The organism is Henriciella algicola (assembly GCF_003576245.1).
GTDB classification, from domain to species: domain Bacteria; phylum Pseudomonadota; class Alphaproteobacteria; order Caulobacterales; family Hyphomonadaceae; genus Henriciella; species Henriciella algicola.
Genome location: NZ_QWGA01000003.1, coordinates 185,671 through 210,817 on the forward strand (window position 1 = coordinate 185,671; position 25,147 = coordinate 210,817).

26 protein-coding genes are annotated in these 25,147 nt (G+C 61.2%); 17 read left to right on the top strand and 9 right to left on the bottom strand.

Annotated features, from left to right (window positions below):
• Positions 1-7 precede the first annotated feature (7 nt).
• Positions 8-1,696 carry an electron transfer flavoprotein-ubiquinone oxidoreductase gene (locus D1222_RS01385; protein WP_119452452.1) on the bottom strand — a complete coding sequence of 563 codons (1,689 nt, stop codon included), beginning with the start codon at positions 1,694-1,696 and terminating at the stop codon, positions 8-10.
• A gap of 98 nt (positions 1,697-1,794) precedes the next feature.
• Between D1222_RS01385 and D1222_RS01390 the strand changes: the two genes are divergently transcribed.
• Positions 1,795-2,589 (top strand): uracil-DNA glycosylase, encoded by a 795-nt coding sequence (locus tag D1222_RS01390; protein WP_119452453.1) that lies wholly within the window; start codon positions 1,795-1,797, stop codon positions 2,587-2,589.
• A complete protein-coding gene (locus D1222_RS01395) occupies positions 2,586-2,861 on the top strand; it encodes a hypothetical protein (RefSeq protein WP_119452454.1) in 276 nt (91 codons plus the stop codon). The genes D1222_RS01390 and D1222_RS01395 overlap by 4 nt, the downstream gene beginning before the upstream one ends.
• 175 nt (positions 2,862-3,036) lie before the next feature.
• On the opposite strand, the gene D1222_RS01400 is transcribed toward D1222_RS01395, so the two are convergent.
• Positions 3,037-3,513, bottom strand: a complete 477-nt coding sequence (locus D1222_RS01400; protein ID WP_119452455.1) for a hemerythrin domain-containing protein — start codon at positions 3,511-3,513, stop codon at positions 3,037-3,039.
• Positions 3,514-3,624: 111 nt separating this feature from the next.
• On the opposite strand from D1222_RS01400, the gene D1222_RS01405 reads away from it, so the two are divergent.
• From D1222_RS01405 to D1222_RS01430, 6 genes are all read left to right on the top strand, one after another.
• Entirely contained in the window at positions 3,625-4,308 is a 684-nt protein-coding gene (locus tag D1222_RS01405) for a TIGR04283 family arsenosugar biosynthesis glycosyltransferase (protein WP_119452456.1), read from the top strand.
• 11 nt (positions 4,309-4,319) lie between these two features.
• On the top strand, positions 4,320-4,919 hold the full coding sequence (locus tag D1222_RS01410; protein ID WP_119452457.1) for a TIGR04282 family arsenosugar biosynthesis glycosyltransferase: 600 nt from the start codon (positions 4,320-4,322) through the stop codon (positions 4,917-4,919).
• Between the two features lie 87 nt (positions 4,920-5,006).
• Positions 5,007-5,420, top strand: a complete 414-nt coding sequence (locus D1222_RS01415) for a BLUF domain-containing protein (RefSeq protein WP_119452458.1) — start codon at positions 5,007-5,009, stop codon at positions 5,418-5,420.
• Positions 5,421-5,509: 89 nt separating this feature from the next.
• A complete protein-coding gene (locus tag D1222_RS01420; protein WP_119453678.1) occupies positions 5,510-6,643 on the top strand; it encodes a PA0069 family radical SAM protein in 1,134 nt (377 codons plus the stop codon).
• A 100-nt stretch (positions 6,644-6,743) separates the two neighbouring features.
• On the top strand, positions 6,744-7,826 hold the full coding sequence (locus tag D1222_RS01425) for a site-specific DNA-methyltransferase (RefSeq protein WP_119452459.1): 1,083 nt from the start codon (positions 6,744-6,746) through the stop codon (positions 7,824-7,826).
• A 78-nt stretch (positions 7,827-7,904) separates the two neighbouring features.
• Positions 7,905-9,647 carry a cation:proton antiporter domain-containing protein gene (locus tag D1222_RS01430; RefSeq protein ID WP_119452460.1) on the top strand — a complete coding sequence of 581 codons (1,743 nt, stop codon included), beginning with the start codon at positions 7,905-7,907 and terminating at the stop codon, positions 9,645-9,647.
• On the opposite strand, the gene D1222_RS01435 is transcribed toward D1222_RS01430, so the two are convergent.
• Positions 9,642-10,703, bottom strand: a complete 1,062-nt coding sequence (locus D1222_RS01435; protein WP_119452461.1) for an A/G-specific adenine glycosylase — start codon at positions 10,701-10,703, stop codon at positions 9,642-9,644. The two genes, D1222_RS01430 and D1222_RS01435, sit on opposite strands and share 6 nt — an antisense overlap.
• 19 nt (positions 10,704-10,722) lie before the next feature.
• Here D1222_RS01435 and D1222_RS01440 point away from each other — a divergent pair, with 19 nt between their 5' ends.
• The 8 genes from D1222_RS01440 (at position 10,723) to D1222_RS01475 (ending at position 18,512) form a co-directional block, all read left to right on the top strand.
• The gene (locus D1222_RS01440; RefSeq protein ID WP_182481833.1) at positions 10,723-11,289 is read left to right on the top strand and encodes a DciA family protein; all 567 of its coding nucleotides are present in this window, start codon (positions 10,723-10,725) and stop codon (positions 11,287-11,289) included.
• Between the two features lie 37 nt (positions 11,290-11,326).
• Entirely contained in the window at positions 11,327-12,124 is a 798-nt protein-coding gene (locus tag D1222_RS01445; protein WP_119452463.1) for a DsbA family protein, read from the top strand.
• A 27-nt stretch (positions 12,125-12,151) separates the two neighbouring features.
• Positions 12,152-15,613, top strand: a complete 3,462-nt coding sequence (locus D1222_RS01450; protein ID WP_119452464.1) for an AAA family ATPase — start codon at positions 12,152-12,154, stop codon at positions 15,611-15,613.
• 161 nt (positions 15,614-15,774) lie between these two features.
• Positions 15,775-16,134 carry an AtpZ/AtpI family protein gene (locus tag D1222_RS01455; RefSeq protein ID WP_182481834.1) on the top strand — a complete coding sequence of 120 codons (360 nt, stop codon included), beginning with the start codon at positions 15,775-15,777 and terminating at the stop codon, positions 16,132-16,134.
• Positions 16,134-16,913: a F0F1 ATP synthase subunit A gene (locus D1222_RS01460; protein WP_233348458.1), complete on the top strand. Its 780-nt coding sequence runs from the start codon at positions 16,134-16,136 to the stop codon at positions 16,911-16,913. The genes D1222_RS01455 and D1222_RS01460 overlap by 1 nt, the downstream gene beginning before the upstream one ends.
• A gap of 112 nt (positions 16,914-17,025) precedes the next feature.
• A complete protein-coding gene (locus D1222_RS01465; RefSeq protein ID WP_018146608.1) occupies positions 17,026-17,262 on the top strand; it encodes a F0F1 ATP synthase subunit C in 237 nt (78 codons plus the stop codon).
• 92 nt (positions 17,263-17,354) lie between these two features.
• Positions 17,355-17,903 (top strand): F0F1 ATP synthase subunit B family protein, encoded by a 549-nt coding sequence (locus tag D1222_RS01470; protein WP_119452466.1) that lies wholly within the window; start codon positions 17,355-17,357, stop codon positions 17,901-17,903.
• Between the two features lie 6 nt (positions 17,904-17,909).
• On the top strand, positions 17,910-18,512 hold the full coding sequence (locus D1222_RS01475; protein ID WP_119452467.1) for a F0F1 ATP synthase subunit B family protein: 603 nt from the start codon (positions 17,910-17,912) through the stop codon (positions 18,510-18,512).
• Between the two features lie 85 nt (positions 18,513-18,597).
• Here the strand turns inward: D1222_RS01475 and D1222_RS01480 are convergent, their stop codons facing one another.
• Complete coding sequence (locus tag D1222_RS01480; protein ID WP_233348459.1) at positions 18,598-18,975, bottom strand: hypothetical protein; 378 nt, start codon at positions 18,973-18,975, stop codon at positions 18,598-18,600.
• A gap of 155 nt (positions 18,976-19,130) precedes the next feature.
• Here D1222_RS01480 and D1222_RS01485 point away from each other — a divergent pair, with 155 nt between their 5' ends.
• Positions 19,131-20,321 carry an acyltransferase family protein gene (locus D1222_RS01485; RefSeq protein WP_182481835.1) on the top strand — a complete coding sequence of 397 codons (1,191 nt, stop codon included), beginning with the start codon at positions 19,131-19,133 and terminating at the stop codon, positions 20,319-20,321.
• Positions 20,322-20,357: 36 nt separating this feature from the next.
• On the opposite strand, the gene gcvPB is transcribed toward D1222_RS01485, so the two are convergent.
• From gcvPB to gcvT, 5 genes are read right to left on the bottom strand one after another with little or no spacing between them, the layout of a single operon-like run.
• Positions 20,358-21,923, bottom strand: coding sequence for an aminomethyl-transferring glycine dehydrogenase subunit GcvPB (gcvPB, locus tag D1222_RS01490; protein ID WP_119452469.1), 1,566 nt, complete (start codon positions 21,921-21,923; stop codon positions 20,358-20,360).
• Entirely contained in the window at positions 21,920-22,231 is a 312-nt protein-coding gene (locus D1222_RS01495) for a hypothetical protein (protein WP_119452470.1), read from the bottom strand. Before D1222_RS01495 ends, gcvPB begins: the two co-directional genes overlap by 4 nt.
• Positions 22,228-23,574, bottom strand: a complete 1,347-nt coding sequence (gene gcvPA, locus D1222_RS01500) for an aminomethyl-transferring glycine dehydrogenase subunit GcvPA (RefSeq protein ID WP_119452471.1) — start codon at positions 23,572-23,574, stop codon at positions 22,228-22,230. Before gcvPA ends, D1222_RS01495 begins: the two co-directional genes overlap by 4 nt.
• A gap of 2 nt (positions 23,575-23,576) precedes the next feature.
• Positions 23,577-23,966 carry a glycine cleavage system protein GcvH gene (gene gcvH / locus D1222_RS01505; RefSeq protein ID WP_119452472.1) on the bottom strand — a complete coding sequence of 130 codons (390 nt, stop codon included), beginning with the start codon at positions 23,964-23,966 and terminating at the stop codon, positions 23,577-23,579.
• 13 nt (positions 23,967-23,979) lie between these two features.
• A complete protein-coding gene (gene gcvT / locus D1222_RS01510; protein ID WP_233348460.1) occupies positions 23,980-25,134 on the bottom strand; it encodes a glycine cleavage system aminomethyltransferase GcvT in 1,155 nt (384 codons plus the stop codon).
• Positions 25,135-25,147: the final 13 nt, after the last annotated feature.

Here is a 25,147-nt window from a genome sequence, read left to right on the forward strand (position 1 = left end):
GCGAACCTTACGTGTTCGGATAGGCAGGACCGCCGCCGCCTTCAGGCGTAACCCAGTTGATGTTCTGGTTCGGGTCCTTGATATCGCAAGTCTTGCAGTGAATGCAGTTCTGCGCATTGATCTGGAAGCGTGGCTCCTTGCCATCTTCCTCAACCCACTCATAGACGCCGGCCGGGCAGTAGCGCTCGGATGGACCTGCGAACACGTCATGCTCTGAACGCTTCTGAAGCTCCATATCCTTCACGATCAGGTGCACCGGCTGGTCTTCAGCATGGTTGGTGTTGGTGAAGGACACGTTGGTCAGCTTGTCGAAGCTGAGCTTTCCGTCCGGTTTCGGGTATTCGATCTTCCGGCACTTGTCGGCGGGCTTCAGATAGGCGTAGTCCGGCTTCTCATGCTTCATGGTTGGCAGGTAACCAAAGCCGAAGAGATAGCGCAGCCACATGTCCGGCATGCCTAGGACGGCGCCGGCCATCGTGCCGAACTTGCTCATCAGCGGCTTCATGTTGCGGACCTGCGAGAGGTCCGTGAAGACCCAGCTATCCTTGTAGGCCGTCTCATAAGCGTCCAGCGTGTCGCTCTGGCGACCTTCGCGCACGGCCTCGACGGCGGCTTCAGCTGCCAGCATGCCGGTTTTCATCGCATTGTGAGAGCCCTTGATGCGCGGCAGGTTCACGAAACCGGCAGAACAACCGATCAGTGCACCGCCCGGGAAGGCGAGCTTTGGCACAGACTGGACGCCGCCAGAGGTGATCGCACGGGCGCCATAGGCAACGCGCTTGCCGCCTTCGAGGAATTTGCTGATGTCCTGATGGTGCTTGTAGCGCTGGAACTCCTGATACGGGGAGAGCCACGGGTTCTTGTAGTTCAGGTGGACCACATAGCCGACGGAGACATAGTTCTCGCCGCCCTCGGAGAAGTGGTAGAGGAAGCCGCCGCCATTGCCGTCCTTGTCCTGTACTGGCCAGCCAAAGGTGTGCTGGACATAGCCTGCGCTGAATTCAGGATGGTCTGCCGGGACGGACCAGACTTCTTTCAGGCCGATGCCGTATTTCTGCGGGTCGCAGTCGGCTTCGAGGTCGTACTTTGCCTTGACCTGCTTGGTCAGCGAGCCGCGGGCGCCTTCTGCGAAGAGGACGTATTTGCCGAGCAGCTCCATGCCTGGCTCATAGTCGCCCTTGTGGCTGCCATCTGCTGCAATGCCCATGACACCAGCGACGACGCCTTTGACTTCGCCATTCTCGCCATAGACCACGTCGGATGCCGCAAAGCCCGGGAAGACCTGAACGCCGAGATTCTCTGCCTCTTCACCCAGCCAGCGCGTCACGTTCGCGAGTGAGCCGGTGAAACAGCCATGGTTGTGCATGAAAGGCGGGAAGCCGAAGGTCGGCATGCCCATGGAGCCTTTCGGGCCGAGCAGCTTGTACTTGTCGGCGGTGACTTCGGTATAGATCGGCTTGTTGTCGCGTGTCCGCCAGTCGGGGATTAGCTCATCGAGGGCCTTTGGATCGAGCACGACGCCGGAAAGGATGTGCGCGCCGATCTCGCCGCCTTTTTCCAGCACGACGACTTCAAGCTCTTCGCCTGCCTCATTGGCCAGCTGTTTCGCCCGGATCGCAGCTGACAGGCCTGCAGGCCCACCGCCAACGATCACGAGGTCGAATTCCATGGATTCGCGTTCCACCGCTTCGGTCATATCTTGTCTCTCCCGGCTGAGGCCACGTGTGATAGCCCGCTTTGTACATAGTCACAGTCCGGTCTACAGTCGATTTGCCAGAATTCCAAAGGGTCTCAATGTCTCAGACGGAACAAATTCAGGCGCTTGAGGCGCTGCGCGCCTGGTGGGCGGAGATGGGTGTGGAGGCCGATGAGGCAGAGATCCGCGCCCTGACCAAGGCTGCGCGCGCAAGACCTGACGCAGGGCCTGCCCCTGCGCAGACACGCGCCTTGCGCCGGATACCCAAAGAGAAAGGCCATCAGGACTGGGTGGAAGAAGCCCAAAACCTGGCAAAGGCGGCATCGAGCTTTGCTGAGCTGAAAGCGGCGATCGAAGGGTTTGACGGCTGCCTCCTCAAGGAGGCGGCGCGAAAGGCGGCCTGTTTCGACGGTGTCGAGGGCGCGCCGGTCATGGTGATCGGTGAGGGTCCGGGCGCCGAAGAGGACAAACAGGGCCTGCCATTCGTGGGGCGCGCAGGTCAGTTGCTGGACAGGATGCTGGCGGCAATCGGCCTGTCGCGTGCGACAAACACATTCATCACCAACGTCAATTACTGGCGCCCACCCGGCAACCGGAATCCGACCGATGATGAACTGGCGCTCTGCCGCCCCTTCGTCGACCGGATGGTGGAACTGGGCCAACCCAAACTCATCATCTCGGCAGGCGGCGTTTCTGCGAAGTCGCTTCTCAATGCCTCTATCGGCATCATGAAGCTGCGCGGCACCGAGCAGACCTTCGAGACACCTGGCGGCTATTCAGGCCCCCTCTTCCCGATCTTCCACCCGGCTTTCCTGCTGCGTCGCCCCGAAGAAAAGAGCCGCGCATGGCGGGACCTGCTGCAGATACAGGCAAAGCTGGAGGCACTTTCTTGATAGATCGATATGGCCGCGAGGACACTGAAATGGCGCGAACGGGTCGCCATTTCCTTCACTTCTTCCTCCTGGCGCTGATCACAGGGCTAGGTACTGCCTATGCGCTTGATCGATACACGTCACTTGATGAAGGGCTTCGGTTGCTGATTGCTGTGCCAGCCGGGATGGTGTCGGGGTATTTCGGCTTGAAGACCCCTATCGGAGGAAATGCCGCTGCGGGCTTGTATGCAGCCCTGCTGATTGCGGCTCACTTCCGCAACTCCATCCATTGAGCGACTTTTCTCCCGCGCATTAAAAAAACCCCGGAGCGCTAGGGAGGGGGAGGGGATGCGCTCCGGGGCTTTTTGAGAGGGTAAAGCGCGAGGGGGAGGGAACGCTTCAGCCTCTTTTTGATGGACGTCCACCGGATGTGCGGTCCAGCTTCCTTAGGTGTCCCATCTGTCTAATCTACTCTTCGAGCTTCTCTTCGGCTTTCTCCTCGACAAGCTCAAATTCAGCTTCCTTACGCTTCTTGAACGCGGACCCCAGTTTTTCGTTCCCGTCCTTGCCGACAGTTTCTTTCGCCACTGGGAAGACGTCGTTTTCTTCCTCTTCCATGTGGTGCTCGTAGCGGTCCTTGAGCTTCTTGAACTTGGTGAGCCAGGCTGGTGAAGACATGTCAGTGTCGTTCAGCTCTTCCATCAGGTCGTCGAGTTCCTTGTGCTCGGCGACGGAGTGGCGACCTTCAGGCTGGCCATCTTCTGTGGAGATGAGTTTGGAATAGAACGTCTCTTCCTCAGCGGCGGCGTGCGCGCTCACATCGTGATAGAACTTGTCCCAGACGTCGCGGCGCATTTCGTTGTCGCCGCTGGTGCTGGCGATGAGGTCGAGCATCTCGCGGTGCTTGTCGTGGTCTTTCTTCAGTGTCTCGTAGATCGTGGACATGTGTCCCTTCCTTCATGTTTCGAACACTGCTTTAACGCCGTTGGTGCGGAGCCGTTCCGCCAATAGTGGTGCGCCTTCGCGCGACAATTTGAACCTTGTCGAGATTTACGCATGCCAGCGCCTCTCTCTGTCGTCATACCGACGCTCAACGCCGCCGACGATCTGCCGCAGAGCTTATCCAGCCTTATGAACGGTGCCGAAGCTGGCCTGATCCGTGAGGTCGTGATCAGCGATGGGGGCTCTAACGATGCCACCTTCGAGATTGCTGAAGCTTCCGGCGCGACACTCATCAAAGGTGAGCCTGGCCGCGGAAAACAGCTCGCCGCCGGGGCAGATGCGGCGCGAGGCGAGTGGCTCCTCTTCCTGCACGCCGACACGGCGCTGACGCGCGACTGGGTTGAGCGCGCCCGAGATCATATGTCGAACTCGCCCGGCAAGGCGGCATATTTCACCCTCGCCTTCCGGTCAGACAATCCGATGGCCAAGCATGTCGCCGCACGGGCCAACCGGCGCGCGAAGCTGCTTGGTCTGCCTTATGGCGATCAGGGTCTGCTGCTGCCTCGCAGCCTGTATGAAGAGGTCGGCGGTTATCAGGACCTGCCCCTCATGGAGGATGTCGCGCTTGTGCGGGCCATCGGAAAACGCAGGCTGAACATGCTCTCGGCCGAGTCGCGGACATCAGCCGCCAAGTATGAACGCGATGGCTGGCGCAAGCGCAGCTGGAAGAATGCCTGGCTGATTACACGTTACCTGCTTGGCGCCAGCCCGGAAAAGCTGGCCGCCGCCTATCGCTGAATATTGCCCTAATGACCAGACCAACGCTCCTCATCTTCACCAAGGCGCCGCGCATCGGCGCATCTAAGACCAGGCTCGCGGCAGATATTGGCCGGGTTGCCGCGCGGCGCATGGCCCGCAGCCTCACCGCACACACGATCAGCCAGAGCGAGCACCCGGCATGGCACACGCGCCTCATGGTCGATCCACCATCGATGATGTCGTCTACCCTGGGCGGTGTCTGGCCAGAACATTTTGAACGATTTGTGCAGCATGGCCGCTCGCTCGGCGAGCGCTTGACCCATGCAATGATCGAAGCCCCGCGCGGCCCCGTCATGTTCATCGGCACGGATGCGCCGGGACTGAAGAAGCGCATGATACTCACCGCGACCCGAAATCTCGGGCGAAACTCTGCTGTCTTCGGACCGGCATTGGACGGGGGGTTCTGGCTGTTCGGCATTTCTCAAGACCTGCGCACCCCAAGTCTTTTTGAAAATATCCGCTGGTCTAGCCCTCACGCCATGGAGGACGTGTGGAGCAACTTGCCGCGAGACGTGAGTATAACTCTACTGCCGCAACTGATCGACATAGATACATGGCGTGACTGGCAACTGTATAAACAGAGTCAATAAGCGCGTGATGAACAGCTATATTGATGCAGGTTATCGACGGCACCTGCCGAATTGTTCCATGTCCCGGCCTGCCGAAGAGGGTCCGTTATGTACAAACTAGCTTATGTTAGTGTTGCAACGCGCACGCTGACGTCTGTTGATCTTCAGAGTATTCTGGAAGCTGCGATCACCAGAAACCGTGATAGCAACATAACCGGCATTCTACTTTTCAACGGCACGAACTTCATGCAGGTCCTCGAAGGCCCGCAGGAAGAAGTTGAAAAGATCTTCGAAGACATCTGCGCAGATGATCGTCACCGCAACGTCGTCGTCATCTATCGCGAACGCACCAGCGTGCGCGAGTTTGAAGAAGCCCCGATGCTGCTGCAGATCGTGCCAGCCTCCCATGGCGTGGCTCCGGACGGCATGACCGTGACCAAGGACATCGCGCTGTTCCTGCCGACCTCTCTGGCGCGCCACTTCCGAACCATCCTGGAAAGTTTCGACACCCGCCGCGACTAGGCTCTCTCCGCTGATTCGCCTGTGGATGAGCGCTTTATGACGCCCATATTGTTCTTGTTTTGTTCTTTTTCTCATGGTTTCCTTTCCCCATGAGACTGAACCAGAAACTCCCCCCGAAAGGTCGCGTCACCAATCTGGACGTGTCGCATAGCGCCGAGCGCCATGAACATCGCGGACGCGGCGCGATCTCTAACCAGACGGGCCGGTTCGAGCGCGAGACGCGTGATGCGTTCGATGATGGCTGGGGCACGATCGAGGATAGCGCCGCACGTCTCGACACGACACTCACACGCGAGAGCGCGCGCACGATCATTACCTATAACCGCTCGCCGGACATTTCCTTCGATCGGACGATCAATCCCTATCGCGGCTGCGAGCATGGCTGCGTCTACTGTTTCGCTCGGCCAACCCATGCCTATCACGGCCTGTCGGCGGGCCTGGACTTCGAAAGCAGGCTCTTCTTCAAGCCGGAAGGCCCTGCCCTGCTGCGCAAGGAATTGTCCCGCCCCTCCTATGTACCTCGGCCTATCGCGCTTGGGATGAATACGGACGCCTACCAGCCAGTGGAGCGACAGCTGAAGCTGACACGTACCTTCCTGGAAATCCTGTCAGAACATAATCACCCGGTCACCCTGTTGACCAAGTCAGCGCTGATCCAACGTGATATCGACCTCATCGCGCCGATGGCAGAAAAAGGGCTCGCCCGGGTTGGCGTGTCACTGACGACGCTGGACCCCCGGCTTGCGCGCCTGATGGAGCCGCGCGCCGCCGCGCCCTATCGCAGGCTTCAGACCATCTCTGCGCTGACAAAAGCAGGCATTCCGATCATCGCGATGACGGCTCCGATCATCCCGGCCCTCAATGAGCCGGAGATGGAAGACCTTCTTGAAGCGGCCGCCGAGAATGGCGCCTCCAGCGCGGGCTATGTCGTCCTTCGCCTGCCCTTTGAGCTGAAAGACATCTTCCATGAATGGCTGGCCGAACACTACCCGGACCGCGCCGCGAAAGTGATCAACACGCTGCGCGATATGCGCGGCGGTCAGGACTATGATTCAAACTGGTTTGAGCGGGGGCGCGGACGTGGGGTACACGCCCAGATCATTTCCCAGCGCTTCAAGAAGGCCGCGCGCCGGCTCGGTCTTGATGAGGCGCGCCCGCGCCTGCGCACCGATCTTTTCCGTCCGCCAGAGCCGCCGAGCGGGCAGATGCGGCTGGCTTTCTGAAAAACGTCTGCGCACGGGCGCGCGGGTGTAACGATTGAATAACCAAATTCCTGCGGGATGCGCGCCTGAAACCGAATCGCGCGCAAGAGGGCAATCAAGTATGGATCTGGTCCGCAATACGATCATCGAAGGCGAATGTGTCGACGTGCTGTCGCGCCTTCCGGACAAGTCCGTTGACCTTGTCTTCGCCGACCCGCCCTACAACCTCCAGCTTGGCGGAGGGCTCACCCGGCCTGACCAGTCGCATGTCGACGGCGTCGATGATGCCTGGGACCAGTTCGACAGCTTCGACGCCTATGATCTGTTCACCCATCAGTGGCTGACCGAATGCCGCCGCGTCCTGAAGGATGATGGCGCGATCTGGGTGATCGGCTCCTATCACAACATCTTCCGCGTCGGCGCGATCCTCCAGGATAGCGGCTTCTGGATCCAGAATGATGTGATCTGGCTGAAGTCGAACCCAATGCCGAACTTCAAGGGCACGCGCTTCCAGAATGCGCATGAGACGCTGATCTGGGCCGGCAAGACCGAGAAGTCGCGCGTCACCTTCAATTACGACGCGCTGAAAGCCTTCAACGAAGACAAGCAAATGCGCTCCGACTGGACCATCCCGCTTTGCACGGGGTCTGAGCGACTGAAAGATGTTCAGGGCAAGAAAGCCCATCCGACGCAGAAGCCTGAGGCGCTGCTGAAACGCGTCATCCTCGCGACCACCAATCCGGGCGATGTCATCCTCGATCCGTTCTCTGGCACCGGCACGACCGCTGCTGCGGCAAAGATGCTTGGCCGCGACTATGTCGGCATCGAGCAGGACCAATCCTACATTCGCCTCTCGCGCGCCCGACTGTCGGCGATCACGCCGCTCGAAGGCGACGCGCTGGAAACGCAGAAGGGTGCACGTGCGCTGCCCCGCGTGCCGTTTGGCGCACTTGTCGAGAATGGCTGGCTGAAACCCGGTGACCGTCTCTGGTCGCCAAAGAAACGCCACCACGCCCGTATCCGCGTCGATGGCAGCCTGTCTTCAGGCGACGCATCCGGCTCTATCCACCGGCTGGGCGCCCATGTCATGAAGCAGCCGGCCTGCAATGGCTGGACGTTCTGGCACTATGAATCGCCAAAGGGCGACCTTGCGCCGATCGACCTGCTACGCCGCCGATACCGTCAGGAAATGGGCCTTAACTAGCGCCCTTCCCTGACCGGAATAGCATAAGGAATATCCCGGCCTTGCCGCAGGCGCCCGGATCGTGTCGAAAGACAAGGTATGGGACACGAAGGCCAGGAACTCTTCCTGAAGGACATGCTCGTCTTTCTGTTCGCCGCTGGCATCATCGTGCCAGCGCTGCGACTGGTGCGCGTGCCTGCAGTGGCTGGTTTCCTGATCGCCGGTGTGGTGCTTGGCCCTTACGGCCTCGGCACGCTGGAAGACCTCTGGGCCCCGGTTCATTTCATTACCGTAGGTGAGCCGGAAGCTGCCGCGCCGTTTGCTGAACTGGGCATTCTCTTCCTTCTCTTCCTGATCGGGCTCGAGCTTTCCTTTGAAAAGCTCTGGCGCATGAAAGATGCGGTGTTTGGCGCAGGCGCCCTGCAGTCGGTGGCGAGCGCAATCGCCATTGGCGTTGCGCTGTGGCTGATCGGGCTTGAGCCAGCAGCCGCTGCCATCATCGGCCTTGCGCTCGCGCTCTCCTCCACGGCCATCGTCATGCAGATGCTGACCAATGAGCATCGTGCTACCGGCCCGACAGGCAAGGCGGCGCTGGGCGTGCTCCTCTTTCAGGACATTCTGGTTGCGCCGATCCTGATCCTGATCAGTTTCCTTTCAGCGGAAAGCGGCGGCAGCCTCGCGGGGGATGTGTTGCGCGCGCTCGGTGAGGGGCTGATCGCGCTGGTCGTCATTGTCGCCATCGGCCGTTTTGCCGTGCGCCCCGTCTTTAGGCTGGCAGCGCAGGCGGGCGGTCGCGACTTTCTCATGGCGGTCACGCTGCTCACCGTTATCGGCGCAGCAGTCATCACCGCCTCTGCCGGGCTCTCCGTTGCGCTCGGCGCATTCCTCGCTGGCTTGCTTTTGGGCGAAACAGAGTTCCGGCATCAGGCGGAAGTCGATCTCGATCCGTTCAAGGGGCTTCTCCTCGGCATCTTCTTTATGACGGTGGGCATGAGCATCGATCTCGCCGTCATCGTCGAACTCGCGCCTGTCGTCCTTGGCGGACTGGCCGCCATGCTGGCGCTGAAGCTCGCCATCGCCTGGACCAGCACGCGCCTCTTTGGAGCGGCCCGCCCCGTCGCGACCGAGGCCGCGTTCCTGCTCGCCCCAGCCGGTGAGTTCGCTTTTGTCGTGATGGCATCTGCGACGGCCGCTGGTCTGCTGACTTCGCAGCAGGCGACACCCGTCACGGCCATTGCTGGCCTTTCAATGTTGCTGATCCCGGCCACATCCCGGCTGGGGCAGGTCCTCGCCAAGCGGTTTAAATCCCCGCAGCCAGAGCAGGAGCCCGACACCGAGAGCTTCGAGGGCCTCGACGGCCACGTCATCATTGCAGGGTTTGGCCGTGTTGGACGCACGATTGCGCGTGTCCTCTCCGAAGCGAACACCGATATCGTGATTGTGGAAAATGATCCTGCCCTCGTCCGGCAAGGGCGCCGCAAGGGCTGGCAAGTCTCTATCGGGGATGCCGGTCGGCCTGAAATGCTGGGCGCAGCTGGGCTCGCCGGGGCATCGATGGTGGTGGTGACCGTCGATAACGCAGCCAGCGCACGCCAGATGGTGGAAGCGGTTCGCCGCAGGCGGCCGGCCCTCCCCATCATGGTGCGGGCGCGCGATGCAGAGCATGGCCGGGAACTCCAGGCTGCTGGCGCTACCTATGTGATCCCCGACGCTATCGAGGCCGCGCTTCAGCTTTCCGGCCGTGTCCTCGAAGAGTTCGGCTATGCCAATGAGACAGTGAGGGACCTTCTCGCGGCCGAACGCGAAGAGGCCTATCGGGCCGGAACGACGGAAACCTCATGAAGCAAGCTTCAGCGCCTTCCTGAACACACTCGGCAGAGCGTCTGCCACACTGCCTGAATCGCGCAGCTCATACCCATCCGGAAGCGCGCCTTCGCTCTCGACGGTCAGCACTCTCAGGCGCAGTTCGAAATGAGTGAAGACGTGTTTGACCTCACCTATCTCTTGCGCGCCCTCAATCCAATCCAGCCGGCCAGCTTTGCCATCCTCGCGCCATTCCGTGGTGGGAAGGCCGAGCATGCCGCCAAGCAGACCCTGCGACGGACGTGTCTCCACGGCGACGCCTGATGCCCCGCGCACGATGTAGACCTCACCGAACCTGACCGGCTTGGCTTTCTTGGCTGGCTTCATCGGATAGCGCTCTGGCTCGCCTTCCGCATGAGCCGCGCACCATGCCCGCAAAGGGCAGATCAGGCAGTTGGGGCGTTTTGGCGTGCAGATGGTGGCGCCGAGGTCCATCAGGGCTTCTGCGAACTCCCCCGGCCTGTCTTCGGGAACAAGCTCACCCACCAGGTCCGCGATGCGCCGCTTCTCGTCTTTCCACTCACCCTTGGCGGCAAGGATGCGGGCGAAGACGCGGTCGACATTGCCGTCGACGGCAGCGGCGCGTTGGTTGAAGGCCAGCGCTGCGACGGCCCCCGCCGTGTAAGGCCCGATGCCCGGCAGTTCCCGAAGGCCCGCCTCAGTTCTTGGCCAGCTGCCCCTCGCAGCGACTTCACGCGCACATTTCAGGAGGTTGCGAGCACGGGCGTAATAGCCAAGGCCGGCCCATGCCGCCATGACGTCCCCATCTTCAGCTGAGGCCAGTGCCTCTACCGTCGGCCATGTCCGGGTGAATGCTTCGAAATACCCAGCCGCATGCGGCACTGTGGTCTGCTGCAGCATGATCTCCGCCAGCCAGACGCGATAAGGGTCGGGGACGACACCGCGGCCGCGCTCACCCGGGCCAATCCGCCAGGGCAGCGTGCGCGCATGACGCCCATACCAGTCAAGAAGTGCATCAGGCAGCCCGTCAAAGCGCGCGCCAGCCGCAGAAGCGGCCTTTTCTCGTTTCGCCATGCAGGGCACAATCACGTTCATGGTGATGAGATCAAGCCTCGACCCGCTGGAAGAAGCCCGTGCCCGGATCAGGCTGCGCCATGCCCGCGCCAAACCGGTTGCCCCCGCCCCAAAGACGATCGGCACACTCAGCCAGCGCATCACCCGCGACCGCGTGCCGGACAAGGGCCCGGCAATCGGCCGGCTAAAGCTGATCTGGGCCGAAACCGTCGGCTCGCAGATCGCAAGAGTTTGTGAGCCAGAGAAAGTCGGCTCTGGCGGCAAGGGCAAGGGGCGCGTCCTCACCGTGACCTGCATCCCAGCAGCCTCGACCATGATCCAGCATCAGAGTGAGCTGATCCGCCAGCGTGTTTCTGTGGCACTGGGCGGCGATATCTCCGAAATCCGGATCAAGCAGGGGCCGCTTGCGCGCCAACCTGCTCCGAAGCCTGTACGAACGCGCCGTCCCCTGACAGCCGAGGAGCGCGCCGCACTGGAGGCTTCAGTTGCGAAGATAGAAGATCGCGCCTTGCGAGAGGCGGTTTTGGCGCTGGGCGAAGCTGTGCTAGCCAGCGACGAGACAACTAATTTGCCGGATCACCCCTGACCGGCCCCTGACCTACCAATCCTGAAGAGAAGACGTCATGAAAATGAACACCCTGACCCGCCGGACCTCCATTCTGGCTGCATCCTTCCTGATGATGGCTGCCTGCGGGGCCTCAGGCGATGAAAGCGGCGAAGGTCCGAACAGTGCGGCCCTTCAGGAAATTTCGCTTGGTGAGGCGGATGCGCCGGTCACAATCGTCGAGTACGCCTCCTGGACCTGCCCGGCCTGTCTCCAGTTCCACAATGATGTCGTTGGCAATCTGAAAGACGAGTATGTCGACACCGGCAAGGTCCGCTACGTCTTCCGCGAATTTCCGACGGCACCGGCAAACATCTCCGTCGCAGGCTTTGCAATCGCGCGCTGCGCAGGCGAAGACCGCTACTATGACGTTCTCGATGAGCTTTTCTCACGCCAGACCGCCATTCTCAGCCTTGCGCGCCAAGGCGGCCAGGTGAAGCAAGCTCTGCAGCAGATCGGCGCCAATCACGGCATCACGGATGAGGCCGAGTTTGATGCCTGTCTTGAGAACTCCGACATCCGCCGTGCGATCTCAGCATCCGTCGCCGCCGGTGATGATGCAGGCGTGAACGCAACGCCGACCCTCTTCCTCAACGGCGAGCAGCTCGAAGGGTATGAGTGGCGTCAGTGGCCAGCCATGCAGGCCATGCTCGACGAAGCCCTTGGTGAAGATGCGCCAGAAACTGCCACCGAAGCGAGCATGGAAGAGGCTGAAACCCCCGCCATGACTGACGAGGGCGACATGTCAGGCGAATCTATGAACAGTGACACTGAGTCCATGGACGAAACCGAAGGTGAGGCTGCGCCGCAGCAATAAGCCTTCCATTCAGTTGGGGAGCCTGCATTGCACATTTCAGAACTGCGCATTGCAGGCTTCAAATCCTTTGTTGAACCCCAGGAAGTCCCCATCCATCCGGGCCTGACAGGCATTGTCGGCCCGAATGGATGCGGCAAGTCCAACCTTCTCGAAGCCCTGCGCTGGGCCATGGGCGCCAGTTCCGCCAAGGCCATGCGCGGCGGCGAGATGGACGATCTCATCTTTTCCGGCTCGCAAAGCCGCCCGGCCCGTGAGCTGGCTGAAGTCACCCTCGTTCTCGACAATTCGGACCGCACCGCGCCGCCGGAGTTCAATGCCTCCGACACGCTGGAAGTCGTGCGCCGCCTCAAACGGGGTGCTGGTTCGACTTACAAGCTCAATGGGCGGACGGTACGCGGCAAGGACATCCAGCTCATCTTTGCGGATGCTTCTACAGGCGCGAACTCTCCTTCTCTGGTTCGTCAGGGCCAGATTTCGGAACTTATCGGGTCCAAGCCACAGAACCGTCGCCGCATCCTAGAGGAAGCCGCCGGTATCGCGGGCCTCAATACCCGCCGCCACGAAGCCGAGCTGAAGCTGCGCGCCGCTGAAACCAATCTCGAACGGCTCTCTGAAGTCTCGGCCGAGGTAGAACGACAGCTCGAAAGCCTGAAACGTCAGGCCCGTAAAGCACGAAAATACAAAGAGCTTTCAGACAAGATCGCCGCTCTGGAAGCCTTCCTCGCCCATCTTCGCTGGCAGGCGGCCACTGAAGCCAAAATACTCGCTGAAGAAGAACTCATCCGCTGCCGCGACGCCGTCGAGACGCTGACCCGCGCGTCTGCCATCGCAGAGACCCGCCGCATAGAAGCTGGCGATGGCATCCAGCCTCTGCGCAATGTCGAAGCGGCCATTTCCGGAAAGCTTGGCCAGGCCAAGATCGACCTTGCCCGCCTTGAAACCGAGCGAAAGACCGCTGCCGAGCTGTTAGCCCGCCATGAGAGCGAAGCGCGCCGGATCATGTCCGATATCGAGCGCGAGCAATCGCAGAAGGAAGAAGCCGAAAACGCCCTTGCCGAAGCGCGTGAAACGCTGGCCGCGCTGCCGACTGAAGACCCGGAAGCGAATGAAGAACTGGAAGCTGACGCAAAGCAGAAGCTGGAACAGGCCCGCACGGAACTCGAGGCTGCGCAGACACGCGCTGATGAGCTTGGCGGCAAGCTCGCCGAGCTGAGAGCGGCGCGTCAGGCGGCCGAAGCCAATGCGAACCAGCAGCGCCGCCGTAAGCAGTCGCTTGAAAGCGATGCCGCCCGGCTTCGCCAGCAGCTGGGTGATATGCCGGACACAGCTGCGCTGGCTGAACGCCTCGCGACTGCCGAAAAGGCTGAAGAGGCCGCAGAGATCGCGCTGCATGATGCAGAGCGTGCCGTGGACGCGGCCGACGAGGCCTTGGTCGAAGCCCGAGCCAGCGAAACCGCAGCCCAAGGCCCACGCAATCAGGCAGACCAGGCGGTGCGGACGCTGGAGTCGGAAATTGCAGGCCTCAAACGCCTGCTTCAGCCGTCCAGCGGCCCCAAGGCGCCGCCCGTTATCGACCGGATACGCTCTGATGATGGCTATGAGAAAGCCGTCGCCGCCGCGCTTGGTGATGACCTTCAGGCATCAACCCGGTCTGATTCGCCGCTTTATTGGGGCGGTAGCTCAATTGAGACACCCGACCTGCCAGAGGGCGCCGAGCCGCTTTCGACTCATGTCGAAGCGCCGGTCGAACTCGCCGTGCGTCTTTCGCAATGCGGCGTTGTTCCGGCCGAGATGGGACCACGCCTTGCAGCTCATCTGAAGCCCGGCCAGCGGCTCGTTTCCGTTGAAGGGCATCTCTGGCGCTGGGATGGCTTTACCCGCACGCCTGACGCTCCCGTTTCTGCCGCTGAACGCCTCGCGCAGCAGGCGCGTCTCGATGCAGCAGAGGCCGAAATCGGCCCCGCCCGCAATCGCCTCGAATCGGCGACGGCTGAGCTGTCTGAAGCGCGGGAAAACCGCGAGAGCGCCGAACGCGACCTGAAGGACGCGCGCCAGCAAGTCTCTCCAAAAGCCTCTGAGCTTAACCGCGCCCGCTCTGCCACCGCAGAAGCCCGGCAAGCCGCTGAGCGCGCCGACGTGAAGCGCGAATCAGCCAGCGAAGCGCTCGCCCGTGTCGAATCAGACCTACGCGGCGTCGAGGATGCGCTGGAATCAGTTTCCATCGGCGGTGCGCCAGAAGATCTCGCAGAGCTTGAGGCTGAACTCGCCGAAGCACGCGAAGCCCTCGCCCGCGCCCGCAGCGACGAAACCGAATATCGCGGCCAGCTGGCCGACATTACCCGCAACCGGGAACAGGCCATCGCCCGGCGTGAAGGCCTCGCCCGCGACGTTGAGCGGTGGGAAAGGCGATTCGCAGCAAGCGAGCAGCGCCTCGAAGACCTTCTTGCCCGGCGCCGTGAGGCGGCTGGCGAGGCAGTGGCCGCGCGTGCGAAGCCTGAAGACATGCAGGCCGACATCGACGCGCTCGCCAAGCGGGTCGAGACGCTGGAAGAAGAGCGCCGCGTCGCCGCTGATGCCCTGGCAGAGAAAGAAGCCTCTTTGCGCGAGAGCGAGACAGAAGCCCGCGAGGCTTCGAATGCCGCCGTCGAAGCCCGCGAAGCGCTCGCCGGCGCCAAGGTGCGGGTCGAGAATGCCGAGGCCCGCCTGACCGATGCGGTCGAAGCGGCTCGCAACCAGTTCCAGCGCGCCCCGGCCGGCCTCATCACGCTCGCCCGTGCAGGGCTTGAGGACGAAGAGATTGAAAGCCTCGATCCGTCAGAAGCGGAACGCCAGCTCGACTTCCTTCGCCGTGACCGCGACCAGCTCGGCGGCGTCAATATGGAAGCCGAAGCCGAGGCCGAGGAGCTTGCAGAGCGTCTCGGCACGCAGGCAACCGAGAAAGACGATCTGATAAAGGCCATCGCCCGCCTGCGCGAAGGTGTCATGGCGCTCAATGATGAAGGGCGTGCACGCCTGCTTGAAGCCTTCGAGCGGGTCAATGAGCATTTCAAAGCGCTGTTCACCACGCTCTTCCGGGGAGGTGAGGCAGAGCTTCGCCTGATTGACGATGAAGACCCGCTCAATGCCGGCCTTGAGATCATGGCTCAGCCGCCGGGCAAACGCCTCGGCACGCTGTCGCTCATGTCGGGTGGTGAGCAGGCCCTGACGGCGACGGCACTGATCTTCGCCGTCTTCCTGTCGCGACCTGCCCCGATCTGTGTGCTGGACGAGGTGGACGCACCGCTCGATGACGCCAATGTCGACCGCTATTGCCGCCTGCTCGACGAGATGCGCCGCCGCACCAATACACGCTTCATCGTCATCACCCACAATCCGGTCACGATGAGCCGTATGGACCGCCTGTTCGGTGTGACCATGCGCGAGAAGGGCGTGTCCAAACTGGTCTCCGTCGACCTCGATGCCGCCGAAGAGCTGGTCGCAGCCGAATAGGCGCATGCGTCAAAAGCGCAGCTGGCACTTTTTCCATTTAAATCAAACGTTTGCACGAAAACCGGTCGGCTTGACTTGGCCACCCCCCTCCAATAGCTTCCGGCTCGAAAGACATGGGGTCCTCCCCGGGTCTGTATCGAGCGGCATTTAGGCGATTCCCCATGGCCGGTCCTGAGCGTGATGATCTTTCAGAGCGGATTGCGAAAGCGCAGGCCGACAATGACGCGCGGGAAGCCAGGAAGCGAAAGCGCGAGGCAGATCAGGAGAATGTGAACTCAGGGGCTGGCATGGCCTTGCGCTACGGCGCGGAGATGGCCGGCTGCGTCGTGATCGGACTGCTTATCGGATACTGGTTCGATAAGGTTTTCGGCACAGAGCCCTGGGGACTGCTTGTCTGGCTGGGATTCGGCCTTGCAGCCGGAATCCTTAGTGTTATACGCGCCTATCGCCAGCTAACGGCATATGCGGAAACTCAGGGAACGGACCAGACCAAGGGTCCGGAAAACAGGAAACAGGGCTGATGAACCTCTCCTTCCACCAGATGGCTGACCCGATGAGCCAGTTCGAAGTGAAGAAACTCTTCGAACTTCAAATTGGCGGCATCGATCTTTCGTTCACCAACGCAGCTTTCTACATGCTGCTGGGCGTTTCGCTGATCATCGTTTTCTTCGGCCTTGCAGCGTCGCGCGGCAAGCTCATCCCATCGCGTTCGCAGTCCATCGCTGAGATCGGCTATGGCTTCGTGGCCAATATGGTCCGCAGCACTGCGGGCGAGGAAGGCCTCAAATTCTTCCCGTTCGTGTTCACGCTCTTCTTCTTCGTGTTCTTCGCGAACATGATCGGCATGGTGCCGTACGCCTTCACGACAACCAGCCATATCGTCGTCACCGGGGCGCTGGCCCTGCTCGTGATCTCCATCGTGATCATTTATGGTCTCTACAAGAACGGCTTGAAATTCTTCAAACTCTTCGCCCCGTCCGGCGCCCCCTTCTTCATCTATCTCATTCTCGTGCCGATCGAGGTCATCTCCTTCATCGCACGTCCTGTGACACTGGCGCTTCGTCTCTTCGCGAACATGCTTGCCGGTCACATCATGCTGAAGCTGTTCGCCACCTTTGCTGCCCAGCTGTTCGCTGCGGCGCTGGCTGGCACGGCGCTCCTCGGTGTTGTCGGTGTGCTCGCCTTTGCAATGGGCATCGCCATCAACGCGCTTGAACTTCTCGTTGCAGGCCTTCAGGCTTACATCTTCGCGATCCTGACCTGCGTCTATCTCAACGACGCGCTTCACCCATCGCACTAGTTTCTCGCCGGTGCGGCCAAAAGAGCCGCGCCTCAACACTTGACGCGCCCCGCCGAACAGGCTTCACGGGCATCAAATCGAACCAACGCCAATCCCTCAAAGGAGACACGAAATGGAAGGCGATATCGCTCTTGGCCTCAAATATGTTGGTGCAGGCCTCGCAACTCTCGGCATGATCGGTGCCGCGCTCGGTGTGGGCAACATCTTTGCCAGCTTCCTTGACGCTGCCATGCGCAACCCATCGGCTGCTCCTCAGCAGACCGGTAACCTCTTCATCGGTATGGCCCTTGCTGAAGCTCTCGGCATCCTGGCCTTCCTGGTGTCCGTCCTGATCCTCTTCGTCGTCTAACGAAGACTTTTCCGGACTATTGATTTGGACTGGCCCGTCGCATTGACTGCGCGCGGGCCAGTCTCAACCATTCAGACTGATAAGGTCGCGCCATGAATTTCCTGTCGCTTGCAGCTCCGGCCGCTAACGGCGAAGCCGCCGGTGGGGCCTCTTTCCCGCCGTTCGATCCGTGGCATTTCCCGTCACAGCTCTTCTGGCTGGCCATCCTGTTTGGTATTCTCTACCTCGCGCTCTCGCGTTTCATTCTGCCTAAGCTTGGCGGCGTGATCGAGAACCGCGAAGACACGATTGCTGACTCGCTTGATGAAGCTGCACGTCTTAACGAGCAGTCCAAGGAAGCGAAGCAACAGCAGGACCTCGCGCTTGCAGAAGCACGCGGCAAAGCCCGCGACACCGCTGACAAGGCCCGCGAAAAAGTTGAAGCAGAGATCGCGGCTGAAACCGCCAAGGTCGACGCTGATCTCGGTGAGCGCCTCGCAGAGGCTGAAGCCCGTATCCAGACGCTTCGCACCAACGCCATGTCGAATGTCGAACAGATTGCGACCTCCGCGACGCAAGCCATGCTTGGCCGTCTCGGCGTGACTGTGACAGAAGCCGACGCCCGTCAGGCCGTCGCCCGTAACACCCAGCAGGAAGGCTAGACGATCATGACGATTGGACGTTTTTCATCCATGCTGACCGCCGCAGCCCTTGCTGCACCGCTCGCGCTTGCTGCGCCTGCCGGCGAAGCTGGCTACGAGACCAAGACCGGCTTTGGCAACCTCGCCTACCCGTTCACGGATGCGGCGACCAATTTCGCATTCGCGGCCTTCGTAGTCTTCCTCCTGATCGCGATCTCGCTCGGCGGTCTCAAAGCGATCACGTCTGCCCTCGACGGCCGCGCTGATGAGATCAAGCGCCAGCTCGATGAATCGCGCCAGCTTCGTGAAGAAGCCGCTGCTGCCCTTGCTGAGGCAGAGCGCAAGCAGAAAGAAGCTGACCAGGCTGCTGAAGAGATGATCAAGCAGGCCAAGGCCGATGCCAAAATGATGGTTGAGCAGGCCCGCAAGGATCTCGCAGAGAAGGTTGCCCGCCGCGAAGCACAGGCTGAGGCCCGTATCGCGCGCGCCGAAGCCGAAGCGACCAATGATGTGCGCCGCGCCGCTGCAAACGCTGCAACCCGCGCCTCGAAGGACATCGTCGCCAATTCACCTCAGCGCGGTGACCTCTTTACCAAAGCGCTGACCGACATCGAGAAAGCGTTGAACTAGCGCAGACTGCCATCCGGCAAACTCGTACCAGAACAACGAACGCCCTGCTCTTCAGCAGGGCGTTTTCATATGTGGGATAGCACTTTCAGGACCGCGGGCGTTTGTCCCTGCCGAATACAGCGCGCATCAACCAGTTTGGCGCGAAGTGTTCGAGGCGCGGATGACGGTCCAGCATTCCTTCCATCCACCGGCGTCCCCAGACTGCATTTCGGCCAAGAAGCACTACGCCAATAATTGCAAGGGGAAGCCCAATCGGAAGAAACGGCGTCAGGATACCAATCGGTATGGCCATCGCGATGAGAAAGGCGCCGAGCGCCGCCAGACACTGGCGCATCGCGACATGGAGCCCCATCGTCACGGCGCCAAAACGCCGACGCGCTTGATTGATCCTGGCCTGTTCAGGGATATCGGAGTCTATGGGTTGGCGCGCCATCATCTCGAATATGGTCTTTGTTGCCTGCATTCCTAGATCGCCTCACCATGATGAACGGCAATCGAGTTAGCTGTGGTTGCGATGCGGCCTTTGCTTCTCTCGCGGGCCATGTCATGACAACGCAACAGACGACACTCCGATCCGGGATGAAGGCACCTGGATGTGCAGTAGAGGGAAGCGGCGCCTTGAAGCTCCATTCAATCCAGGCCCTTCGCGCTGTCGCGGCGCTTCTCGTCGTCCTCTATCACACTCGCGCGATTGAGATGGATGCCATCATGCGCAAGGGGCTGGATGAGGCGCCCTTGCTCTCAACCTTCGTGCAGAACGGTTTTTCCGGCGTCGATTTCTTCTTCGTCATTTCCGGCTTCATCATGGTCTACGTGACCGGCAAGGTGCAGCCACGCCTGACGACGGCGGGCGCATTCCTGTTCGCGCGGGCCGCCCGCATCTATCCGCTCTGGTGGCTGTTTGCGGCCATCATGACGCTGTTCTTCTTCATCTCATACGGATTGCCCTATGACGCCGACCGGCTAGCTGGCGGCAGCGAACTCATGCGGGACAATCCGTGGCTCCACCTTTTCTATTCCTACGCCCTGCTCCCCCAGCAGGCCGTTCCCGTGCACGGCGTTGGCTGGACGCTGGTTCATGAGATGCATTTCTATATCGGCTTTGCGGTACTCATCCTGCTCCCGCGCCGCTTCCTGCCACTTGGCCTGCTTGGTTGGGCAGCGATCATCCTCCTGGGCACGTTGGCAGGGCTGCAGCAGCCAACCGCGACGGATTACGTCTCCCTGCTCGTCCACCCACTATCGCTTGAATTTTTGGGTGGCTGCGCTGCTGCACTGCTCATCTGTTCAGGACGGCGTTTCAAGCCGATGACCGTGCTTATCGTCGGCCTTGTCGCCTTTATCGCGGCGCTTTACCTGCAGCCCTACCCGACAGATTTTACCCTTGGCTGGGGCCGCGTCCTCTTCTTCGGCATTCCGAGCATTCTGATCGTCTATGGCGCGGCCGCTCTGGAGGCAGAAGACCGCATCAGTGTGCCGCGATCCCTCGTCGTGCTGGGTGACTGGTCCTATGCGCTCTACCTCGGCCACCCGCTAGTGCTGAGCGGGCTGCGCCGCATCTTCGATGCACTGGCCGCCCGCCTGCAGGGCACATTCCTTGAAGGCGTTTTCACGATCGGCGCGCCAGGCATTCTCGACAATCTGCTCTTCTACGTACTCGGCTTCATCGGCAGCATCATCTTCGCCGGTCTCGTCTTCAAACTGTTTGAAAAGCCTGCCATGGCGCTGACTGGCCGTTGGCGGAAAGACCTTTTCGAAGACACGAATGCACAGCTGAAGCCCGCCCCGATCAAAGCGGCCATCTGGTAAAAAAATGGCCGGGACATCGCCCGGCCATCTCTCAGCTTATTCTGCCGCGATCTTGTCCGGCTCACTCCAGCGGAGCTCGGGCTTGCGCGCAGCCTGCGTCTCATCGAGGCGGCGCTTGGGCGCGAGATATGGCGCGCCTTTAAGGCTCTCATCGCCCGCCTTGGCTTTCTCGGCGATGGAGAGAAGCGACTCGCAGAACCGGTCGAGTTCGGCTTTCGACTCCGTCTCAGTCGGCTCGATCAGCATGGCGCCATGCACGACCAGCGGGAAGTACATGGTCATCGGGTGATAGCCCTCATCGATCATCGCCTTCGCGATATCCAGCGTCTCGATCCCTTCCGCCGTGAAGGCGTCAGAGAAGAGCGCTTCGTGCATGCAGTAGCCATCGAATGCCGGGGTCATCACCTTCTTAAGGCGCGACTGAAGGTAGTTCGCGTTCAGGACGGCATCTTCCGCCGCCTGCTTCAGGCCGTCTGCGCCGTGGCTCAGCATATAAGTCAGCGCACGCGTGAACATGCCCATCTGGCCATGGAAGGCGCAGAGACGGCCGAACGCATCGGAGCCTTCGCCGCTGCGCTGCTCAACCAGATGGTAGACGCCGTCTTCCTCAACGACGAAAGGCACAGGCGCAAAATCAGCTAGCGCTTCAGATAGCACTGTCGGGCCAGCGCCCGGGCCGCCCCCGCCGTGCGGCGTGGAGAAGGTCTTGTGCAGGTTGATGTGCATCGCATCGACGCCGAGATCCCCCGGACGCACACGGCCGACGATGGCGTTGAAGTTCGCACCATCACAATAGAAATAGCCGCCAGCCTCATGGATGAGGTCGGCAATCTCGCGAATGTCGGTTTCGAACAGGCCGCACGTATTCGGGTTTGTCAGCATGATCCCTGCAATATCCGAGCTGTCGACCAGCTTGGATTTGAGGTCTTCCATGTCGACGCGCCCGCGCGCATCAGCCTTGATCTCGTCCACGGTAAAGCCGCACTGGACCGCGGTTGCCGGATTGGTGCCGTGCGCAGAGGCTGGCACCAGAACGCGCGTACGGGTCTCGATCTCGCCGCGAGCCATCAGGGCGCCGCGGATCGCCATCATGCCGCAAAACTCGCCATGCGCGCCGGCCTTCGGACTCATCGCGACGGCTGGCATGCCGGTCAGCGTCTTTAGCCACGTCGCCAGCTGGTCGATCAGCTCCAGCGCGCCCTGAACGGTCGACTGGGGCTGCAGCGGGTGGATGTCTGCAAAGCCCGGCATCCGCGCGACTTTCTCATTGAGGCGTGGATTATGCTTCATGGTGCACGAGCCGAGCGGGAACAGGCCAAGATCGATGGCATAGTTCTGCTGGCTGAGGCGCACATAATGGCGCACCGCTTCAGGCTCGGAGAGGCCCGGCAGGCCAACGCTCTTCTTGCGGGTGACACCGCCGAGACGGTCCATACCGCCCTTGGGCGTTGGCAGGTCGACGCCTGTCTTGGTCGTGGAGCCTGTCTCGAAGATCAGGTCTTCACGCTGCTGCAGGCCGCGTGAGCCGGAAACGGTCTCAATCGCTGGCGGGGCGCTTGGCGCGGACGGGCTGGTTGGACGGCCTTGTGAATTCATGCTCATGCCTGAGCCTCCACGAAATGCTGGGTGTTTGGTCCGAATGTCTCTTTCAGACGCTTGTTGGCTGCGCTGACATGGATGGCGCCGAGGGCAAGGATTTCCCGGCGCAGATCAGCATAGAGTTTCTTGAAGTCCTGCGGGTCGCGCCAGGTTTCGGGATCGTCATAGATCTCCTGAAACTGGGACTTTCGGCGGCTGATCGCCGCCTTGTCGGCGCCCATGCGCAGGAAGATCTCCTCAAGGAAATCCTCATACTCACGGATCGCCCGCTTATGCTCCCAGGCTTCCTGATGCTGGGGCGCTTCGCTCATGCCAGCACCTTTACGAGCGCGTCTGCATAGGCCTTGATGTCGGCCTCGCTCGTGCACTCAGTTGCGGCAGCGATGATGACATCGTCGAGGCCCTTCCCCGGATAGAGGCGCGAGGCACGCACACCGCCAACGACGCCAAGTCCGTCGAGCTTCTCAAGCACGTCGCCTGCGTCGCCTGGGATACGGAAAGCAAACTCATTGAAGAAACGCGGCGTCAGGAGTTCGACGCCAGACACCCCTTCAAGCGCATCAGCCAGCATGCAGGCAGCTTCATGGTTGAGCTGCGCGAGATGGCCAAGGCCCTTCTCACCAAGCAGCGTCATGTGCGCCGTGAAGGCCAGCGTGCAGAGGCCCGCATTGGTGCAGATGTTCGATGTCGCCTTGTCGCGGCGGATATGCTGCTCGCGCGTTGAGAGCGTCAGCACGAAACCGCGATTGCCGTCGGCATCGACCGTCTCACCGCAAAGCCGTCCCGGCATTTGCCGCATCAGCTTTTTCGAGCAGGCGAAAAGCCCGACATAGGGGCCGCCGAAATTGAGCGGATTGCCGATCGACTGGCCTTCGCCAACCGCAATGTCGGCGCCCATTTCGCCCGGCGGCATGGTCATGCCGAGGGAAACAGCTTCAGTGAAGACAGACACCAGAAGCGCCTTCTTCTCGTGTGCGGCGTCTGCCACTGGCGTCAGATCCGTGACGGTACCGAAGACGTTCGGGCTCTGGCCGATCACGCAGGCGGTTTCGTCATCGACAGCCTCTGCGAGCGCGAGCTCTGCATCGATACCGGGTGCTAGCTGGACGACCTCAATGCCCTGCGCCTCACAGACGGTGCGCGTTGCAGCGGCGTAGTGAGGATGCAGACCGCCCGACAGGACGACCTTCTGGCGACGCGTCACGCGGCATGCCATGACGGCGGCTTCCGCGCAGGCGGTTGAGCCGTCATACATGGACGCGTTCGCGACTTCCATCGCGGTCAGCGCGGCGACCTGGCTCTGGAATTCGAACAGGGTCTGCAGTGTGCCCTGCGCAATTTCAGGCTGGTAAGGCGTATAGGTCGTCAGGAACTCGGACCGCTGGATGATGTGGTCCACAGTTGCCGGAACGTGGTGCTTGTAGGCACCGCAACCGACAAAGAACGGCCCTTCAGAGGCTGTCCGGTTCTTGGCCGCCAGAGCGCCCATATGGCGCTCGACGGCAAGCTCCCCCTGATGATCAGGCAGGCCTGCAATCTTGCCGCCGAGGCGCGCTGCCTCAGGCACATCGGTGTAGAAGTCATCGATGGAGGCTGCACCAATCGTGGCCAGCATCTCCTTGCGGTCTTCAGGTGTCAGGGGGAGGTAGCGCATGATTATTGGCCTTTGCAGAACTCGAAATAGGCGTCCTTGTCCATCAGGTTGCGGGTCTCGGCGCCGTCAGAGAATTTGATCACGCAGAACCAGCCTTCGCCTTCAGGATGCTCGTTCACCGTCTCCGGCGAGTCAGCGAGCGCGCTGTTGGTGTCGATGATTTCGCCCGAAAGCGGTGCATAGACGTCAGAGGCGGCTTTCACGCTCTCCACGACGGCCATCTCGTCGCCCTTCTTGAAGGTCTTGCCGACTTCCGGGGTCTCGACGAAGACAACGTCGCCAAGCTGTTCGGCGGCGTAACGGGTGATGCCGACCGTTGCGAGGTCGCCGTGAACGGTGACCCATTCATGGTCTTCGGTATAGAAGGTGGTCTGCTGGGTGAATTGCGTCATCTGGCGGGTATCCTCAACGTTTGTAGTTTGGTTGTACGAATGGCAGGGCGGCGACCTCTCCGGCGCGGGCCTTGCCACGCACCATGAGGTCGATTTTCGTTCCGGGCTCAGCGAGGTCGGCGCGCACATAGCCCATGGCGACAGGCCCGTCCGTGCTGGGGCCGAAACCGCCGGACGTGACCATGCCGACCAGCTGCCCGTCGACGTGGATCTCCGTGCCCTCACGCGCGGGTGCTCGCTCCAGCGGCAGGATGCCTACGCGCTTCTCGGCGGGGCCGTCAGCGATCTGTTTCAGGATTTTCTCCGCGCCGGGGAAATCAGCGCGCTCACGGCGCGACTTCTGGATCACCCATTGCAGGTCCGCCTCGACCGGCGTGCGGCTCGCATCCATGTCATGGCCATAGAGACACAGCCCTGCCTCAAGGCGAAGGCTGTTGCGCGCGCCGAGACCGATCGGCTTGACGCGCTCATCAGCGAGCAGGCCGCGGACATAGGCAAGGCCGGTCTCATTATTCGGCAGCAGCAGCTCAAACCCGTCCTCGCCCGTATAGCCACAGCGCGAGACCATGTAGCGCTCACCATCCTTCTGGACGTGGGCACAGCGCATAAAGCTCAGCTCAGCCGCTACTGGGAAATGTGGGGTCAGGACCGCTTCCGCCTCAGGCCCCTGAAGGGCGACAAGCATGCGGTCATCTGCGGTCTGAAGCTCAGCTTCGCCGGCCAGCTTTTCGCGGATCAGCGCCCAGTCGTCATGCTTCACCGCGCCATTGACGACGATGTAGAGCATCCCGTCCAGACTGGCGTCAGGCATGCGGGTGATGATCAGGTCATCCAGAATGCCGCCCCCATCGTTCAGCAGCACGGTCAGACGCCCCTGTCCCGGTTTCAGGGTCGAGATCGCGCTCGGCACGAGGCGCTCGATCAGCGTCGAGATCTTCTCATGCGCGCCCGGCTGGCCGAGGCCTTCCTTCAGATAGAGAAAGCACGGCCCCATGTGGGAAACGTCGAAAAGACCGGCATGCTCGCGGGTCCATAGGTGTTCAGGCTTCACGCCCTCGAACTGAACCGGCATCTCATAGCCGGCGAAAGGCACCATCTTGCCGCCATGCTCCTGATGGAGCTCATAGAGCGGTGTTCTGCGAAGTGTATCGATTGATTGGTCAGCCATGGCACCCTTTGAC

Bases quoted from the DNA above. Each gene is read 5' to 3' on its own strand.
- D1222_RS01390 (WP_119452453.1), top strand. From the start codon at position 1,795: ATGTCTCAGACGGAACAAATTCAGGCGCTTGAGGCGCTGCGCGCCTGG.
- D1222_RS01435 (WP_119452461.1), bottom strand. From the start codon at position 10,703: ATGGCGAAACGAGAAAAGGCCGCTTCTGCGGCTGGCGCGCGCTTTGAC.
- D1222_RS01405 (WP_119452456.1), top strand. From the start codon at position 3,625: ATGCCAGCGCCTCTCTCTGTCGTCATACCGACGCTCAACGCCGCCGAC.
- D1222_RS01415 (WP_119452458.1), top strand. From the start codon at position 5,007: ATGTACAAACTAGCTTATGTTAGTGTTGCAACGCGCACGCTGACGTCT.
- D1222_RS01465 (WP_018146608.1), top strand. From the start codon at position 17,026: ATGGAAGGCGATATCGCTCTTGGCCTCAAATATGTTGGTGCAGGCCTC.
- gcvPB (WP_119452469.1), bottom strand. From the start codon at position 21,923: ATGAGCATGAATTCACAAGGCCGTCCAACCAGCCCGTCCGCGCCAAGC.
- D1222_RS01430 (WP_119452460.1), top strand. From the start codon at position 7,905: ATGGGACACGAAGGCCAGGAACTCTTCCTGAAGGACATGCTCGTCTTT.
- D1222_RS01425 (WP_119452459.1), top strand. From the start codon at position 6,744: ATGGATCTGGTCCGCAATACGATCATCGAAGGCGAATGTGTCGACGTG.
- D1222_RS01470 (WP_119452466.1), top strand. From the start codon at position 17,355: ATGAATTTCCTGTCGCTTGCAGCTCCGGCCGCTAACGGCGAAGCCGCC.
- D1222_RS01495 (WP_119452470.1), bottom strand. From the start codon at position 22,231: ATGAGCGAAGCGCCCCAGCATCAGGAAGCCTGGGAGCATAAGCGGGCG.
- gcvPA (WP_119452471.1), bottom strand. From the start codon at position 23,574: ATGCGCTACCTCCCCCTGACACCTGAAGACCGCAAGGAGATGCTGGCC.
- D1222_RS01455 (WP_182481834.1), top strand. From the start codon at position 15,775: ATGGCCGGTCCTGAGCGTGATGATCTTTCAGAGCGGATTGCGAAAGCG.
- D1222_RS01460 (WP_233348458.1), top strand. From the start codon at position 16,134: ATGAACCTCTCCTTCCACCAGATGGCTGACCCGATGAGCCAGTTCGAA.
- gcvT (WP_233348460.1), bottom strand. From the start codon at position 25,134: ATGGCTGACCAATCAATCGATACACTTCGCAGAACACCGCTCTATGAG.
- gcvH (WP_119452472.1), bottom strand. From the start codon at position 23,966: ATGACGCAATTCACCCAGCAGACCACCTTCTATACCGAAGACCATGAA.
- D1222_RS01445 (WP_119452463.1), top strand. From the start codon at position 11,327: ATGAAAATGAACACCCTGACCCGCCGGACCTCCATTCTGGCTGCATCC.
- D1222_RS01440 (WP_182481833.1), top strand. From the start codon at position 10,723: ATGGTGATGAGATCAAGCCTCGACCCGCTGGAAGAAGCCCGTGCCCGG.
- D1222_RS01410 (WP_119452457.1), top strand. From the start codon at position 4,320: ATGACCAGACCAACGCTCCTCATCTTCACCAAGGCGCCGCGCATCGGC.
- D1222_RS01385 (WP_119452452.1), bottom strand. From the start codon at position 1,696: ATGACCGAAGCGGTGGAACGCGAATCCATGGAATTCGACCTCGTGATC.
- D1222_RS01400 (WP_119452455.1), bottom strand. From the start codon at position 3,513: ATGTCCACGATCTACGAGACACTGAAGAAAGACCACGACAAGCACCGC.
- D1222_RS01475 (WP_119452467.1), top strand. From the start codon at position 17,910: ATGACGATTGGACGTTTTTCATCCATGCTGACCGCCGCAGCCCTTGCT.
- D1222_RS01420 (WP_119453678.1), top strand. From the start codon at position 5,510: ATGAGACTGAACCAGAAACTCCCCCCGAAAGGTCGCGTCACCAATCTG.
- D1222_RS01480 (WP_233348459.1), bottom strand. From the start codon at position 18,975: ATGCAGGCAACAAAGACCATATTCGAGATGATGGCGCGCCAACCCATA.